The organism is Romboutsia sp. 1001216sp1, assembly GCF_039841805.1.
Lineage (GTDB): Bacteria > Bacillota > Clostridia > Peptostreptococcales > Peptostreptococcaceae > Romboutsia_C > Romboutsia_C hominis.
On record NZ_JBDPHA010000006.1, the window covers coordinates 1 to 17,419 of the forward strand.

Annotated in this window: 15 protein-coding genes and 1 rRNA gene; 3 read left to right on the forward strand and 13 right to left on the reverse strand. The window is 29.1% G+C overall.

Translation table 11 applies throughout. The annotated features are described in order from the left end of the window. Positions 1-328, reverse strand: a 16S ribosomal RNA gene (locus ABHC41_RS07265); the annotation flags it as partial. A 590-nt stretch (positions 329-918) separates the two neighbouring features. Here ABHC41_RS07265 and ABHC41_RS07270 point away from each other — a divergent pair. Further along, a complete protein-coding gene (locus ABHC41_RS07270) occupies positions 919-1,707 on the forward strand; it encodes a threonine/serine exporter family protein (RefSeq protein ID WP_092923813.1) in 789 nt (262 codons plus the stop codon). Beyond that, on the forward strand, positions 1,707-2,183 hold the full coding sequence (locus tag ABHC41_RS07275) for a threonine/serine exporter family protein (protein ID WP_092923811.1): 477 nt from the start codon (positions 1,707-1,709) through the stop codon (positions 2,181-2,183). Before ABHC41_RS07270 ends, ABHC41_RS07275 begins: the two co-directional genes overlap by 1 nt. A gap of 106 nt (positions 2,184-2,289) precedes the next feature. Here ABHC41_RS07275 and ABHC41_RS07280 read toward each other — a convergent pair whose 3' ends face one another. Continuing rightward, entirely contained in the window at positions 2,290-2,739 is a 450-nt protein-coding gene (locus tag ABHC41_RS07280) for a SoxR reducing system RseC family protein (RefSeq protein ID WP_166505982.1), read from the reverse strand. Positions 2,740-2,749: 10 nt separating this feature from the next. After that, positions 2,750-3,040 (reverse strand): metal-sensitive transcriptional regulator, encoded by a 291-nt coding sequence (locus ABHC41_RS07285; RefSeq protein ID WP_092923805.1) that lies wholly within the window; start codon positions 3,038-3,040, stop codon positions 2,750-2,752. A 303-nt stretch (positions 3,041-3,343) separates the two neighbouring features. Between ABHC41_RS07285 and ABHC41_RS07290 the strand changes: the two genes are divergently transcribed. After that, positions 3,344-3,616, forward strand: coding sequence for a hypothetical protein (locus ABHC41_RS07290; protein ID WP_166505983.1), 273 nt, complete (start codon positions 3,344-3,346; stop codon positions 3,614-3,616). A gap of 131 nt (positions 3,617-3,747) precedes the next feature. On the opposite strand, the gene aspS is transcribed toward ABHC41_RS07290, so the two are convergent. From aspS to ABHC41_RS07340, 10 genes are all read right to left on the reverse strand, one after another. Then, entirely contained in the window at positions 3,748-5,532 is a 1,785-nt protein-coding gene (gene aspS, locus ABHC41_RS07295; protein WP_092923800.1) for an aspartate--tRNA ligase, read from the reverse strand. 244 nt (positions 5,533-5,776) lie between these two features. Continuing rightward, the gene (gene hisS / locus ABHC41_RS07300; protein WP_092923797.1) at positions 5,777-7,039 is read right to left on the reverse strand and encodes a histidine--tRNA ligase; all 1,263 of its coding nucleotides are present in this window, start codon (positions 7,037-7,039) and stop codon (positions 5,777-5,779) included. Continuing rightward, complete coding sequence (hemZ, locus tag ABHC41_RS07305; RefSeq protein WP_092923794.1) at positions 7,029-8,501, reverse strand: coproporphyrinogen dehydrogenase HemZ; 1,473 nt, start codon at positions 8,499-8,501, stop codon at positions 7,029-7,031. Before hemZ ends, hisS begins: the two co-directional genes overlap by 11 nt. Before the next feature lie 130 nt (positions 8,502-8,631). Next, complete coding sequence (locus ABHC41_RS07310; protein WP_166505984.1) at positions 8,632-9,255, reverse strand: MBL fold metallo-hydrolase; 624 nt, start codon at positions 9,253-9,255, stop codon at positions 8,632-8,634. A 12-nt stretch (positions 9,256-9,267) separates the two neighbouring features. Further along, the gene (gene dtd / locus ABHC41_RS07315) at positions 9,268-9,717 is read right to left on the reverse strand and encodes a D-aminoacyl-tRNA deacylase (protein WP_092923788.1); all 450 of its coding nucleotides are present in this window, start codon (positions 9,715-9,717) and stop codon (positions 9,268-9,270) included. An 11-nt stretch (positions 9,718-9,728) separates the two neighbouring features. Further along, positions 9,729-11,939 carry a bifunctional (p)ppGpp synthetase/guanosine-3',5'-bis(diphosphate) 3'-pyrophosphohydrolase gene (locus ABHC41_RS07320; protein ID WP_166505985.1) on the reverse strand — a complete coding sequence of 737 codons (2,211 nt, stop codon included), beginning with the start codon at positions 11,937-11,939 and terminating at the stop codon, positions 9,729-9,731. A 192-nt stretch (positions 11,940-12,131) separates the two neighbouring features. After that, on the reverse strand, positions 12,132-12,644 hold the full coding sequence (locus ABHC41_RS07325; protein ID WP_092923782.1) for an adenine phosphoribosyltransferase: 513 nt from the start codon (positions 12,642-12,644) through the stop codon (positions 12,132-12,134). A gap of 14 nt (positions 12,645-12,658) precedes the next feature. Beyond that, the gene (recJ, locus tag ABHC41_RS07330; protein WP_271893683.1) at positions 12,659-15,166 is read right to left on the reverse strand and encodes a single-stranded-DNA-specific exonuclease RecJ; all 2,508 of its coding nucleotides are present in this window, start codon (positions 15,164-15,166) and stop codon (positions 12,659-12,661) included. 13 nt (positions 15,167-15,179) lie between these two features. Further along, positions 15,180-16,844: an AarF/ABC1/UbiB kinase family protein gene (locus tag ABHC41_RS07335; RefSeq protein ID WP_271893681.1), complete on the reverse strand. Its 1,665-nt coding sequence runs from the start codon at positions 16,842-16,844 to the stop codon at positions 15,180-15,182. Between the two features lie 74 nt (positions 16,845-16,918). Further along, positions 16,919-17,419 carry a gamma carbonic anhydrase family protein gene (locus ABHC41_RS07340; RefSeq protein ID WP_092923773.1) on the reverse strand — a complete coding sequence of 167 codons (501 nt, stop codon included), beginning with the start codon at positions 17,417-17,419 and terminating at the stop codon, positions 16,919-16,921.

Genomic DNA, 17,419 nt, shown 5'->3' on the forward strand with positions numbered 1-17,419 from the left:
GAGTTTGGACCGTGTCTCAGTTCCAATGTGGCCGATCACCCTCTCAGGTCGGCTACTGATCGTCGCCTTGGTAAGCCGTTACCTTACCAACTAGCTAATCAGACGCGGGTCCATCCTGTACCGCAAAAGCTTTGATAAGAAAGCCATGCGACTCTCTCATATTATCTCGTATTAGCATACCTTTCGGTATGTTATCCGTGTGTACAGGGCAGGTTACCCACGCGTTACTCACCCGTCCGCCGCTCTTCTCCGAAGAGAATCGCTCGACTTGCATGTGTTAGGCACGCCGCCAGCGTTCATCCTGAGCCAGGATCAAACTCTCAAAATAAATTCTTCGAATTTATATCGCTTTATATCGCGAACGAAATTGTTTCACATACGTTCAACAACATCCGTTGCTAAAATAAATTTGACTACCTGCTCAGACTATCATTATCTGAATATCTGGCTTGGTTTGTTTTCGATTCTTTAAGAATCAGTTATATAAATTAACCTACTGTTTAATTTTCAAAGTTCTTACTGTCCTCTCTTGGACAAGTACTACTATATCATCTTATTTTTATATGGTCAACACTTTTTTTAAACTTTTTTATTTTTTTCATTTTTTCTCAATATTTTGTATCAATATTTTTATAAAAAGCAAGTAATAATCTAGATTTAGGTTATTTTTATTATATTATGTATTAATAAAATTTTTTAAAAATATTTTTATTTGTATTTTTAAATTCTATAAGTTTTTTAATATAAATAAAAGATGAGTATTTTGACAAAATAGATATAATAATTATTATTATTTAATCTATATAATGTATAAATTTAAAGCTTTATTTTAAATTCATATATTTAACTATAGTTTTGTAAACATATGTCAAAAAAGATGTTATAATGCTTATAATAGGTTAGTTAGGAGGGAATTTTATGTATAACGACAGCAATCAAGAATACAAAAAAGACGTACTTAGGTTAGCTTTATTTCTTGGTGAACTTATGCTAATAAATGGGGCTGAAACTTATCGTGTAGAGGATAGCGTTATTAGAGTTTGTAAGTCGAGGGGTTTTAATCATATTAGCGTATTTGCAACTCCTACCGCTATCATCATATCAGATGATAGATTTGATGGTTTATCCTTCATGAAAACGATTAGAAACCGTGGAATAAACTTAAACAAAATTTCTCTACTTAATAATTTTTCTAGAGAGTTTGTTAATGCAAAGGATATGCCTATAAAAGATGCTTTAGCAGAGCTTAAAGTTCTTGGGGAGACTCCTGAACATCCGCCTAAATTAGTTTACATAGCCACAGGTTTAGCATCTGCTTCTTTTGCTTGTGTTGTTGGGGGTAATAATTTAATTAATTTCATATTTACAACTATAATATCTATACTAGCAGTTATATGTTATAAAAAAATTATGAAGATAAGTAATATACCAGCCTTTTCTAGTTTAATAGCTTCAGTATTTATAGCTTTAACTGGGGTTTTAATAACAGAACTTGGCTTCTTAGCAACACCTAAAACCCTAATAGTTGGTTCTATAATGCCACTACTTCCTGGAGTATCTTTTATAAAAGGTATACGTGATTTAATTGCAGGGGATTTAATTTCAGGAGTAGCACGTGCTTTTGATGCAGGCTTAACTGCTATTTCTATAGCTTGTGGTGTTGGTCTTGTTCTAGATTTATGGCTTAAGTTTGGAGGTGCATTCTAATGACTGATATGAGTTTAGTTTGGCATTTTATATTTTCAGCATTTTCTACTGTTGGATTTGCTGTATTTTTAAATGGACCTATATCTACACTAGTTCCAGCAGGAATTACTGGAGGTATAGGGTGGACAATGTATTATTATTTAATGGGAATTACTTCTAATGCAATAATTTCAAACTTCATAGCTACTCTAATTGTTGCTTTTATAAGTGAAATGCTTGCTAGGAAATTAAAACATCCTGCAATATTATTTGTAATACCAGGTATAATACCTTTAGTTCCTGGACTTGGAATGTATAATACTATGCTTTATCTAGTTCAAAGAGATTATGATATGGCTGTATCAGTTGGTACAGATGTATTATTTTCTGGGGCCGCTATAGCACTTGGAATATTAGTTATGACTTCTTTTGTTAGAACTATAAATATATTCAAACTAAAGAAAATGGCAGCATTAATTCAAAAGGTTAATAAATAATTGCTTAGATTTTAATTATAAAACCTTTATAAAAAAGCTATGAAAATAGAGTTTAATTCTATATTCATAGCCTTTTTATTAATATATGAGCATGATTGACTATATACTATAAAGAAATATCTTTTCCACTTGATACTATATCCGTAATTATAGGTATATACTCTCTGCCCTCTCTAAATTTTTTATCTCTTTTTTTAAGTATAAAAAAAACAATCATCATAGTAGTAATACCCACTATAAAACTTATAACTTCTATACTACTTGTCATACTTATGCTATTTAGTATAAAATATGTAGCTATTGTTCCAATCAAAAGACCTGCTAATGGAGTAAGATATACTAAAAAGGCTGCTTTTAATACATTTACACCATCCATATTTACTTTTACCCTATCTCCAACTTTAGCACCTATGTTATTATCAACTTCTACCACTATGTCTTTTGATTCTGAACTAGTAACACATTTTCCACAAGCTGCACAAGCAGAATGCCTTTGCATTTTTAGCTTAGCAGTATTTTTATCTAAAATCTCTATTATATACCCTTGTTGTTCCACAAAACCACCCCTATTTTGTAAACTTAGTTATAGTACCCATTAATTCATTTATAACATCTTCTGTAACTTCTTCATTACCGCTTTTTATGGTGTGAGAAACACATCCTTTTATATGATTTTCAAGCACTATTGTACCCACTTTGTTTATAGCAGATCTAATTGCCGATATTTGGACCAATATATCTACACAATACCTTTCTTCTTCTATCATATTTTGAATACCTTTAACTTGTCCCTCTATTCTTTTAAGTCTTTTTATAAGAGCTTCTTTATCATTTGACTCAGCTAATTTTCTTTCCATATGTTCACCTCTTTTATTGATATATATATTATAGCTTATTTTTATTTTTTCGATGTGAATTTAATTCAAACTATCTAATACTTTATACGAATTTTTTAGAAAATATAGCCTACTAATCATTTTTAATTACAAAATAAATAGTTTTTAATAATGATTAGTAATTATATTATATAATATAATTATTAAATTCTAAATATTTTTCATATTTATATCTTAATTATAATACTATTTTACTCTTTTAAGTATAGTTTTAGCTTATTATGTTGATTATATTAATAGATTACTTTTAAAGGAGATTCTAATATGGATACTAATTCTAAATCAAATGCTAAAAAAGCTTTAAATAACTTAAGAATGGAAATTTCATCTGAACTTGATTATTACGATAGCTCAGATAATAAAACAACTAATAAATATTCACAAGATACTTTAGATGATCATGCTAAAAATTTATTATCTGGAGATAAAGCATATAACATGGAGGGTACTAAACCTTATGCGGGTGGAGAAAGATCCGTTGAAGGTGGAGAAAAGATGCTTGTAAGCAAGTACTATTCTCAAAATAATATTAAATAGTCAAACTTAAATTATAATTTTTATGTATCCACTAGGTTTATACCTTGCTCAAAAATAAATAAATAAAGAAAGTGCCTCTTAATAATCTATCTTGAGGCACTTTCTTTGCTATAATATACAAAATTTGTATATTACTTGTTTATTTCAACTTTTATATTTAATTCTTTTAATTGCGCTTCTTCAGCTACTGCTGGAGCATTAGTCATTGGACATACTGCACTTTGGTTTTTAGGGAATGCTATAACATCTTTTATGTTAGTAGTTCCTGCAAGTATCATAACTAATCTATCAAGTCCAAATGCAATTCCTGCATGAGGAGGAGTTCCATACTTAAATGCATCTAATAAGAATCCAAATTTCTCTCTAGCTTCTTCTTCAGTAAATCCTAATGCTTTAAACATTTTTTGTTGAACGTCAGCGTTAAATATTCTAACACTTCCTCCACCAACTTCGTATCCGTTTATAACTATATCGTAAGCCTTAGCTCTTAAAGATGCTTTGTCATCTCCTTCAAGCTTTTCTATATCTTCATCCATTGGAGAAGTGAATGGATGATGTTTAGCTACCATTCTTCCAGTTTCTTCATCTTCTTCAAATACAGGGAATTCAGTTACCCATAACATTTTGTATTCATTGTTGTCTAATAAGTTAAGTCTTCTAGCAACTTCAAGTCTAACTTGACCTAATGCATCAAATACTACAGAGTTTTTATCAGCAACGAATAATAATAAGTCGCCTTCTTTAGCATTCATTCTGTCAAGTATAGCTGTTAATTCTTCTTCTGTGAAGAACTTAGCTATTGGAGAAGTAACCTCTCTGTTAGCTCCTATTCTCATCCAAGCAAGACCTTTAGCTCTGTAAGTCTTAGCATGGTCTTCTATTTTACTTAATTGCTTTTTACTTATTTCATCAGATTTACCTTCAACATTTATACCTCTAACGCTCATTCCATCTTTAGTAGCATTAGCAAATACTCCAAATCCACAGTTTTCTACTAAATCAGATATATTAGTTAATTCGTATCCAAATCTAGTATCAGGCTTATCACTTCCGTATCTTTCCATAGCTTCAGCATATGTCATAACTGGAAGTGGTAATGCTACATCTACATTTAATATTTCTTTAAATATAGTTTGCACCATTTTTTCCATTATTGCCATAACATCTTCTTGTTCAACAAAAGACATTTCACAGTCTATTTGAGTAAACTCAGGTTGTCTGTCTGCTCTTAAGTCTTCATCTCTAAAGCACTTAACTATTTGGAAGTATCTATCCATACCACTTACCATTAATAATTGTTTGAATAATTGTGGTGATTGTGGTAAAGCATAGAATTTACCTTCATTAACTCTACTTGGTACAAGATAATCTCTAGCACCTTCTGGAGTTGGCTTTATTAAGAAAGGTGTTTCTATTTCACAGAAGTTATTTTCTGTTAAGTAGTTTCTTACTATATTTGCAACCTTACTTCTTAACATTAAAGTCTTTTGCATAGATGGCTTTCTTAAATCTAAGTATCTATACTTAAGTCTTAATTCTTCTGATACATTATCATCATCTTTTATATATATTGGTGGTGTTTGAGATTCATTAAGTATTCTAAGTTCAGTAGCAAATACTTCTATATCACCAGTTGGCATGTTAGGGTTTTTAGATGATCTTTCACAAACTTTTCCCTTAACAGCTATAACATATTCAGAACCTAACTTTTCAGCCTTAGCAAAAGCTTCAGCATTAACGTCAGTATCAAATATTATTTGGCATAATCCACTTCTATCTCTTAAGTCAACAAATACTAATCCACCTAAGTTTCTTTTCTTTTGAACCCATCCCATAAGGACAACTTCTTCATTTATATTGTTTTCTCTTAAGTCCCCACAATAGTGAGTTCTCTTTAATCCGTTTAGAGTTTCCATTATTTACCCTCCAGGCTTTCTTTAAATTTCCTATAGCACATAATAAACTATATTTATTTAAAAATTATTGATATATAATCTTTGTATATGTGCTTCAAAAGTCTTTCTTTAAGACCTTTTGTATAAGACTTATTATAATTTAATATTTTATCATTACTGCAATTTACTTGTCCATTTAAAATTGGCTTTCTATAATTTATGATATATCATAAATTATATTTAAAATTGTATAGTAATTTATAAATTATAATCTTTCCTTTAATTCTTTAACTATATCACTTAGTTTTATAGTAGTTTGCTCTGATGTAGCCATATTCTTAAGTGTAGCACTATCATTTTCTAACTCATCATCACCTATAACTATAGTGAATTTTGCATTTATTTTATCTGAGTACTTAAATTGTGCCTTAACGCTTCTATCTAAGTGGTCATTTTCAGCACTTATATGTTCACTTCTTAAATCTTTTAATATTTTAAAGCTCTTAGTTTTAGCTTTATCTCCTATTGTTACTATGAATATATCCATAGCATGTGGATTTTCGATTTCTATATTATTATTTTCTAAAGTTAATAATAATCTTTCAACTCCTAGACCAAATCCTATACCACTAACTCCTTTAGGTCCTCCAATTTGTTCTACTAGTCCGTCGTATCTTCCTCCACCACAAACTGTACTTTGAGCACCAATATCATTTGATATTATCTCAAAAGCAGTTTTCTTGTAGTAATCAAGTCCTCTAACAATTTTTTTGTCAACTACATAGTTTATTTCCATTTCACTTAAGTACTCTTGTACTTTTGCAAAGTGTTCTCTACAATCATCACATAAGTGATCTACCATAAAAGGTACATCTTGTAAGTTTTCTTGACATGTAGGATTCTTACAGTCTATAACTCTCATTGGGTTTTTATCTTTTCTTTCTAAGCAAGTTTCGCATAATACATCTGCTTTTGAATCTAAGTATGCTTTTAGTATTTCGTTGTATTTAGCTCTACAAGTTGGACATCCAACAGAGTTTATGCTAACCACTAAATCTTTAAGACCAACTTCATTGAAAAATTGAACAGCTAAAGCTATTACTTCTGCATCTAATGATGGTTTGTCACTTCCTAAAGCTTCTATTCCAAATTGGTGGAATTGTCTTTGTCTTCCTGCTTGTGGTCTTTCATATCTAAAACAAGGTGTCATATAAAATAACTTTGTTGGTTGAGTTTCTGCATATAATTTATTTTCTATAAATGCTCTAACTACACCAGCAGTTCCCTCTGGCTTTAAAGTTATATCTCTTTTACCTTTATCTTCAAAAGAATACATTTCCTTTTGTACTATGTCAGTTGTATCTCCAACACTTCTTTTGAATAATTCTGTATGTTCAAATATTGGAGTTCTCATTTCTTCGTATCCAAATAATGCACATACCTCTCTAAATTTATTTTCAACATAATTCCATTTGTAAGCATCTTTTGGAGTTATGTCCTTAGTTCCTCTTGGAGCTTTAGTTAACATTTTTGTATATCTCCTTTCTCTTTCTTTCTATCATTTCATCAACTCTGTCTATATATTGCTCTACATTTTTAACATTGTCAACTCTTTCTATTCTATCTTCATCAACATATACAAATTTTGATATAGATCCAGCACCTACTGCATAGTTACTTTGCTTTTCTTCCATTATTTGAATGTTATATATACATTCATAACCTTCTTTAGCATATCCTATGTTTTCTAGATTTCCTAACATATGCTTTTGACGGTACATATAATATGGATTAAGTCCCATATCACGAGCATATTCCATTGATAAATCTATCATTTTTATCATTTCTTCATATCTTGTAAGTTCGTATTTATCTAGATTTTCTTTTAGATTAGATGCTCTTTTTACAGCTAATGTATGTACTGTTAAACTTTCTGGTGAAAGTTTTTTGATTTCTTCTAAAGTATTTCTAACCATATCTAAATCTTCATCTACAAGACCTAATATGATATCCATATTTATATTATCAAATCCTATTGCTCTTGCCATATTAAAACAATCTACTATATCAGCTACAGTATGGTCTCTACCTATTTTAGCTAATGTTTCATCATTCATAGTTTGAGGATTTATACTTATTCTATCTACATTATGCTTTTTAAGAACTTCTAATTTTTCTCTAGTTATAGTATCAGGTCTTCCTGCTTCTACTGTAAATTCTTTTATTGTACTTAAATCTAACTCTTTAAATAAAGCAGTTATTAAAGTATCTAACTCTTCTTTTTCTAAAGCTGTTGGAGTTCCTCCGCCAATATATAGTGTTTCTATTTCTTTATTAGTGTCTTTTAATATTTTAGAAAGTCCCTTTATTTCTTCTATAAGCTTATCTACATATTCTTTTCTTAAATGTCCAAATTGCTTTAATGGATTTGCTGGGAATGAACAATAATAACATCTTGTTGGACAAAATGGTATACCTACATATAAAGAAATTTTATTTTTATCTATTGGATATATAAATATTCTTTCTCTCTTTGCAATTTCTAAGCTTAAGTCTATTTTTTCATCCATTATATAGTATTTTTCTTTTAATATTTTTCTTATAGACTCTTCATCTACACCTTGATCTAATAGAGTGTGTACTATCTTAACAGGTCTTATACCTGTTAGTATCCCCCAAGGTACATATGAGTTTAATCTATTTTTTAAAACTTTAAATATACTTCTTTTTATAGTTTCTTTTGTAGCTTTTTTTATTTCTTGTTCATTTAATCCACTTATGTTTATATGGTCTCTAAACTCATACTTTAAATCATAATTTTCATAGTATTCAGTTTTAGCGATTATTGTATCATTATATTTTAACAATGTATTTGTTAATATTCTTCCGAAGCTTTTTCTTTCTACAAATTCAAAATCCGTAGTAAATAGTTTTATTAATTCAGCTACTTCGTATTTATAATCATGTCCTTTTAAAACTACACCTATCATTTTCTTGCTCCTTCTTAACATAATAGTTAAATTTACTTTAAGTTACTTAAATGCCTAAAAGATAGCTAATATAGCTATCTTTTAAAACTTTAGTTATATATTATCCATAAGTTATTGGAGCAATTATTTTTTATCTGCTCATATATGGATTGCTCGTCTTTTCTATTCCTAAAGTAGAACTTGGTCCATGACCTGGATGAATTTTAACGTCATTTTCATATTTTGATAATTTCTTAAGAGATTTTTCTAACTCTTTATAACTTCCTCCAATAAAATCTGTTCTACCTATACTTCCTGCAAATAAAGTATCTCCAGTAAACATATCATCATTGACTCTTATACACATTCCACCTTTTGTATGTCCTGGTGTATGTATAAATGATAGTTTTAAATTACCTAATGTTAATTTCTCTTTATCATTTACATATATGTCAGCATCTAATTCTTGTGGTCCGCAATGAGGCATCATACAACTTAAATTTTTTCTATTATCATTTAATAGCTCTTTTTCATCAGTATGTGCAACTACCTTAGCACCTGTCTTTTCTCTTATAGATTTTACTGCACCTATATGATCTCCATGTCCATGAGTTAATAATATATACTCAAGTGTTAAACCATTATTTTTTATATAATTTAATATCTTATCTTCTGCTCCACCTGGGTCTACTACTGCACATTTTTTAGTTTCTTCATCTACTAATATATACATATTTTCACCAAAGCTTGGTTCAAGTATTTTTTCTATTTTCATTTTTAAATCCCCCTAGAAAGCTTTATTTGACTCTAATAATATTGTAACTGGTCCATCATTAGTTAAATCTACCATCATATGAGCACCAAACTCACCAGTTCCAACTACTATATCATTATTCTTTGCTTTTTGTACAAACTCTTCATAAAGTTTAGTTGCAACATCTGGTCTTGCTGCATTTGTAAAGCTTGGTCTTTTTCCTTTTCTACAATCACCATATAAGGTAAATTGTGAAACCACTAAAAGTTCTCCACCTACATCTTTAAGAGATAAGTTCATTTTTTCATTTTCATCTTCAAAAATTCTTAGGTTTAGTATTTTATCTATCATGTAATCAACATCTTTTGATGTATCTTCATGAGTCACTCCAAGTAAAACAAGTAGTCCCTTGTTTATTTGGCCTGTAACACGATCACCTACTGTAACTTTAGATGATGATACTCTTTGTACAACTGCTCTCATAGTCCTTCCTCCTAGTTTATTACTCTATATACATCTTCTATTCCTGGTATAGATTTTATCTTTTTCATTAATAAATTTAGCTCATCTATATTATCAACTTCAATAAGTAGATTAACATTTATAATACCTTCTTTTCCTTTTCTGGCATTTATACCATTAAATCCTACTTTTTCAACTGCTACAGCATGAGTTATATCATTAATTATACCTTTTCTATCTACACCTTTTATTTGAATTTCTGCTTCAAATCTACTACTTTCCGAGTTACACCATTCAACTTCTAATAATCTATTTTTAAAGAAGTCTCCATTTACATTTGCATTAGGACAGTCTTTTCTATGAACAGCTACACCTCTACCTTTTGTAACATATCCTACTATTTCATCACCTGGAAGTGGATTACAACATTTTGCAAATCTAACTAATATATTATCAAGTCCTTTTACTGTTACTCCTTGAGATGTATTCTTTCTCTTTTTCTTATATTCAGAATCTGTTAAATTATGATTCTTTAAGTCCTCTACAGCATTTACTTCTTGTTCTTTTTTAGTTTTTTTGACTTCTTTTTCGTATAATTCTCTTACCTTTGGAACAACTTGTGATGCCATTATTCCACCATAACCAATAGTAGCTATTAAATCCTCTACAGTTTGTTGATTGAATTTTTTAGCCACTTGACCTAGGTACTTTTCTATACAAGCTTCTTTTGCTGGTATATTATATTTTTTAAATTCTTTTTCAAGTATTAAATTTCCACGTTCAATATTTTCTTCTCTTCTTTCCTTTTTAAACCACTGTCTTATTCTACTTTTAGCATTTGGTGTTTTTACTATATTAATCCAGTCTCTACTTGGTCCATTTGAATTTGAAGAAGTTAATATTTCTACTATATTTCCGTTTTGTAATTTATAATCAATAGGAACTATTCTTCCGTCTATCTTAGCTCCAACGCATTTATTACCTACATTAGTATGCACTCTATAAGCAAAATCTATTGGAGTTGCACCTGCCGGAAGTTCTATAACGTCCCCCCTTGGAGTGAATACATAAACTTGACTACTAAATACATCATCTTTAAGAGCATCTAAAAACTCTTGAGGATCTTTTAAGTCTTTTTCCCACTCCATCATTTGTCTTAACCATTGAAGTTTCTCTTCAACATTTTGTCTTGTATCTTGAGTTTTACCTTCTTTATATTTCCAGTGAGCTGCAATCCCGTATTCAGCTATTTGATGCATTTCTTTTGTTCTTATTTGTATCTCTACAGGTTCTCCATCTGGTCCTATAACAGTGGTATGAAGACTTTGATACATATTAGGTTTTGGCATTGCTATATAATCTTTAAATCTTCCTGGAATTGGCTTCCATAATGTATGTACCATTCCAAGTACTGCATAACAATCTTTAACATTATCTACTATTATTCTGACTGCTGTTAAATCGTAAATTTCTTCAAATCCCTTGTCTTTATTTTTCATCTTACTGTATATACTATAAAAATGCTTAGGTCTTCCATATACATTGTATGGTATATTTACAGATTTTAATTTTTCATCTAGTATACTTAAAACTTTTTTTATATACTCTTCCCTTTGGCTTCTTTTTTTAGCTACTTTTTCAACTAATTCATAGTATCCATCTGGATCTATATATCTAAGTGCTAAATCTTCTAATTCCCATTTTATCTTAGAAATACCTAATCTATTTGCTATTCCCCCATAGATTTCAAGTGTTTCTTTTGCTTTTGATTTTGCTTTTTCTGGAGGCATAAATTTTAAAGTTCTCATGTTATGAAGTCTATCTGCTAATTTTATAAGTATAACTCTTATATCCTTAGCCATAGCCATAAACATTTTTCTTAGATTTTCTGCCTGTGTTTCTTCTTTTGATTGATACTTAATTTGTCCAAGTTTAGTTACTCCGTCCACTAAATTGGCAATTTCTTGAGAAAACTCTTTTTCTATATCTTCATAAGTATAGTCCGTATCTTCAACAACGTCATGTAATATTCCTGCTGCTATAGTTTCTATATCAAGTTCCATGTCTGCTAGTATATTGGCAACTGCTAGAGGATGAATGAAATAAGGTTCACCAGACTTTCTAAACTGACCTTCATGTGCTTTTTTACCAAGATAATAAGCTTTTTTTACTAAATCTATATCAGCATTTGGAGCATAACCTTTTATTTTTTCTATTAATTCTTGTAATTCCTTATCATGCATAATACCACCTATTTTACATATGTAATTTTATAAAGCCTCATTCATTTACTCAAAGAAACAAAACCCTATATTAATTTAATACCTTTTTAATCCTATTGTGTAAACATTTTAATTCTTTATACTAAAATAGTTGGTATAATACCAACTATTTTAGTAATGCCTTTAAGCACCTTTGTAAAATAATCTAATTTATTAATATTTTATTAGAGAATTTACATCGTATTTAGATAGCTTTTCTCTTCCATTTAAGGACTCTAATTCTATTAAGAATTGCATAGATACAACTTCTCCACCTAATTTTTCTATTAGAGCCGCTGCAGCTTCCATAGTTCCTCCAGTAGCTAGTAAGTCATCAACTATTGCTACTCTTTGTCCTGGCTTTATAGCATCTTTATGTATTTGTAAAGTGTCACTACCATATTCTAATCCGTACTGATAGCTTTCTGTTTCATATGGTAATTTTCCTGGTTTTCTAACTGGGACAAACCCAACTCCCATTCCATAAGCAACTGGAGTTCCTGTTAAGAAACCTCTCGCTTCAGGTCCTACTACTATGTCTATGTTTTTATCTTTTAAATTTTTTATAAATTCATCTATAGCATATTTAAAAGCTTCTCCGTCTTGCATTAATGTAGTTATATCCTTAAAACTTACTCCTTCTTTTGGGAAGTCTTTGATTTCTCTTATCTTTTGTTTTAAATCCATTACAATTGCTCCTCCTAATAACTTTCTCTATATTTCTCGTTTAAAGTTTTTAAGTTTTTAAGTATTTTACTTTCATCTAAATTTAATTTTTTGTCTGGTTTCGGTAATAACTTTATATGTATAGATTTTGTATTTAGTACTTCATCATCTACAAACTCAAAATCTAATAATAATAATTCCTTAAACACTTTTAATATTGTAAATACTTTTAAAGGTATTATATTAAATACCTTCTTTATATCTCTAAAGTCAACATTTATTTCTTTATTTGAAAGCATAAATTTATATACGTATATAAATTCTTCTCTTTCTGGAATTAAATTATTTACAATATTGTTTAGATATAGTAAATCCGTTTGACTATAATATTTGATAATTATAGCCTCATTATTCGCTTTTTCGTATAAATGAGAATAGTCCCCCATATTATACAAATAATCATAAAGAATAATATTATTATATCTTTTTATATTAATTTTTTCAATATTTGGAGAGAATATAAGCTGAAGTTTATCACTCTTTGACATAATTTCGTTGTAGTTTATGTCAAATCCATCTATTATATCTTCATCTACTAATGACATATCTGATATAGCTCTATAAAACCCATTTATAGTATTTGCTATAACTAATGTATCTTTAGTTATGTAATCAAATATATTAATATCTTTATTTCCACTTATCATTTCTTCTATATTATCAAATCCAAATTTTTCATATAATGAATTTTTATCAACTTCTTTTATATCGTATAAGCAATTTTCACTAGGTATAGTCTTTGAAAATAGTTCAATAATATCTTCATTTGTACTACTATTTTTAGGATAAGACATTCTTATATCTTTTAATAAAAGCTGAATACTTCTTCTTCCCATAAAATTATTTTCATCTAATTGAAAAAGTACATCTACCTTATCTCCTGGCATATATCTTTCTTTAAGGTATGCCATATTAAATCCTATACATTCATAAGACTTTTCTTTTTCTATAGTAAACTTTATATGTTGTTTATTTTTACCCATAGTTATTATACTTTTAAGTATTGCATCTCTTACTATGAATCTAGGGTTAGGGTTATTTAATCCATATGGCTCTAGCTTATGAAGTTCTTCTACTAATTCTAAACTTATAGATTCTTCTTTTAATTCAAGTTCTGCTTTTACATTTTCGATTAAGTCTTCTTCAGTAAGTTCATAATCTGCAAACTTATTAACTTCATTAGAAAGCTTGTCTATGTTTTCTTTATCTAAAGATAAACCTGCTGCTTGTTCATGCCCACCAAACTTATTTAATAAATCTTTACATCTTACAAGTGCATCAAATATACTAAACCCTTTTATAGATCTAGCTGAACCTGTAGCTTCACCATCTTCTATAGTTAATAGTATTGTTGGCTTGTAATATTTTTCTGTAAGCTTTGATGCAACTATACCAATAACTCCATGTTGCCACCCTTCATTAGCTATAACTAAAACTTTATCAGTCTTGTACTTTTCATTAGCCTCTATTATAGCCTCTGCTTCTTGATACATTTTTCCTTCTATTAACTGTCTTTCGTTATTTTTCTCTTCTAATAACATAGCTATTTCTTTAGCTTTTTCTGTATCTTTTGTAGTAAATAATTCAACACCTAACATTGAGTATCCAAGTCTACCTGATGCATTTATTCTAGGTCCTATAGAAAATCCTATATGAGATGAACCTATTTTTTCTGTTTCAACTCCACAAACCTTTATAAGCTCCCTTAAGCCTATATTATTGCCCTTAGACATAAGAGTTAAACCATTTTTTACTATTATTCTATTTTCGTCTACTAGCGGTACTATATCACATATAGTAGCTAGGGTTGTTATTTCTAAATATTTATATAAACTATTTTTAAATTCTTCTTTAGGAGTAAGTGCTTGTATTAATTTAAAGGCAACACCGCATCCACAAAGCATATCAAAAGGATAATTACAATCTTCTTGTTTTGGATTTATAACAGCTAGAGCATTAGGTATTTCACTTTGACACTCATGATGGTCTGTTATTATAACATCTATACCTAATTCATTTGCTATTTTTACTTCCTCTACAGATGTAATACCACAGTCTACACTTATCATTAGGTTACATCCTTGATTATGTATGTGTCTTATAGCTTCTTCATTTATGCCATATCCTTCTTCTAATCTATTTGGTATGTAATAATTAACTGGATAGTTAATAGAGTCAAAATATAAACATAATATTGAGGTAGAAGATACTCCATCTACATCATAATCTCCATATATCCATATGCTCTCTTTATTGTCTATAGCTTTTTTTATTCTATCTACGGCTTTATCCATGTCCTTCATTAAAAATGGGTCTCTTAAATATTCTAATGATGGATTCATAAATATTTCTGCATCTTTTTCGTTATTTATTTCCCTATTTTTTAAAATTTGACTAATTTCCGGGGAAATTTTTAATTTTTTACTTAATTCGCTTTCACATACATCTCCCGTATGCTTAAGTGTCCATTTTTTATTGAACATAACTTATCCCCCTCTATTTCTTTTTATATTGAATTCTTATAATTTTGACTACTATTAATATACCTATTATAAATGATATAAAGAAACCGCTTAATGCAGTAAACCTTATCCATATATTATTAGTTATATTAGGTGATGAAATTATAAGTGAGGAACCGACTATTATAGCAGCTAATACTAAACTTAAAGACACTTGTGTAGTTAGATCCCTCATTATTTCCTCTAGTGAAGCAAACTTTATGTCTTCTAATTGAATTTTTATATTGTTTTTTTCTATATTTCTAAGTATACCTCTTATTTGCTTAGGTATAGTTTTCATATCTGATATAATCTCTTCTGTCATATGTTTTGACTTTAAGAAAGCATTTTGAGGATTAAATTTATTTATATAATAATGCTTCATAAATTCTTTACCTATAGATGACACGGAGAAGTTTGGATTTAAATCTCTTCCAGTTCCTTCTAGGGTTATTACTGCTTTTGCAAGTGTAGAAAGCTGTGATGGTATTGATACTTTATATCTTCTAAAGAATCTAAATACTTCATTCATAATATCCGATATATTTATTTTTTCTATTGGAACATCATAATAATAATGAATTAAATATAATAAATCTTGTCTTAGCCCAATTATATCCACTTCATTATTTATAACATCCATCTCTGTTAATATATATATTACCCTATCTACATTCTTCTCTACCAGAGCTACTGCAATTTCATTTAAAGCATTTAGTGTATTTCTATCTACTATTCCTACCATCCCAAAATCAATGTAAGATATAGTGTTTTGACTAACTACAAAAATATTGCCTGGGTGTGGGTCAGCATGAAAAAAGCCATACTCAAATACTTGCTTAAATAAAGACTTAATCCCTATATCACTTATTATCTTTGTGTCCCAATTAAGTTCCTTTATTTTCTCTGCGTCATTTAGTTTTATACCTATAATTTTTTCCATTACTAATACTTTTTTTGTAGTAAATTCTCCATAGATTTTAGGTATATAAACTTCTCTACTATTTTCAAACATTTTCCTAAACTTCATAGCATTTATAGCTTCAAAGTTGTAATCTAGCTCTCTCATTAATTGAGTTTGAAACTCTTCAATTATCTGTATAACGTCTATAGAGCTATGTTTATTTGAATCTTTAAATGCTAAAACCATTCCCTTTAGTATTTCTAAATCTGATTTTATCCTACTTTCAATATTAGGTCTTTGTATCTTTATTATTACATCTTCTCCATTTTGAAGCTTGGCTTCATATACTTGTCCAATAGATGCCGCCCCTATTGGATTAGGATTAAATTCATTAAATACTTTTTCTATATCTAGACCTATTTCTTCTTTAAATATCTCTTTAGCAATATCCGTATCAAAAGGTTCTACACTATCTCTAAGCAAAGATAATTCATCTATTATATCTTGGTCTAACAAATCTTTTCTAGTACTTAAGATTTGTCCTAACTTAACATAAGTAGGTCCTAACTCTTCAAAAGCTCGTCTTATCTTTTCCCCCGTAGACATTTGTTTTATTTCTTCAGATGGATTGGTTATAGGTATTTTATATGCTACACCTTCAATATTTAATTTTTCTACTATATAAGAAAACCCATATTTAATTAATATGCGTATAATTTCTTTGTATCTTTTTATATTTCTGTAACTTATTCTCACTCTTATCAGCTCCATCTTTTATTGACTTAAGTAAACAATAAAAGGGCAATATTAAAATTGCCCTTTTAGTTTTCTTATTTATGATTATTTGCAGTTTCTACATATTTTAATGCTGATTTTTTAAGATTTTCTTTTTCTTCATGTGTTAGTTCTCTTATTACTTTTGCAGGTGAACCCATAGCAAGTACTCCTGATGGTATTTCTTTACCTGGAGGTACTAAGCTTCCAGCAGCAAGTAGTGTACTTTCTCCGACTTTAGCACCATCTAACACTATTGCCCCCATACCTATTAATGTATTATCTCCTATTTTACATCCATGTATAAGAGCTTTGTGTCCTATAGTTACATTGTTTCCTATTATAGTCGGTGCATCATGACAAATATGAACTACACATCCATCTTGAATATTTGTATTTTCTCCTATAGTTATGCTACTTTCATCTGCTCTTATAACTACGTTATACCATATGTTAGCATTTTTTCCTATAGTTACATTACCTATTATATCTGCACTATCTGCTACAAACACATTTTCATGAATATTAGGTTCTATTCCTTTGTACCCTTTTATCAT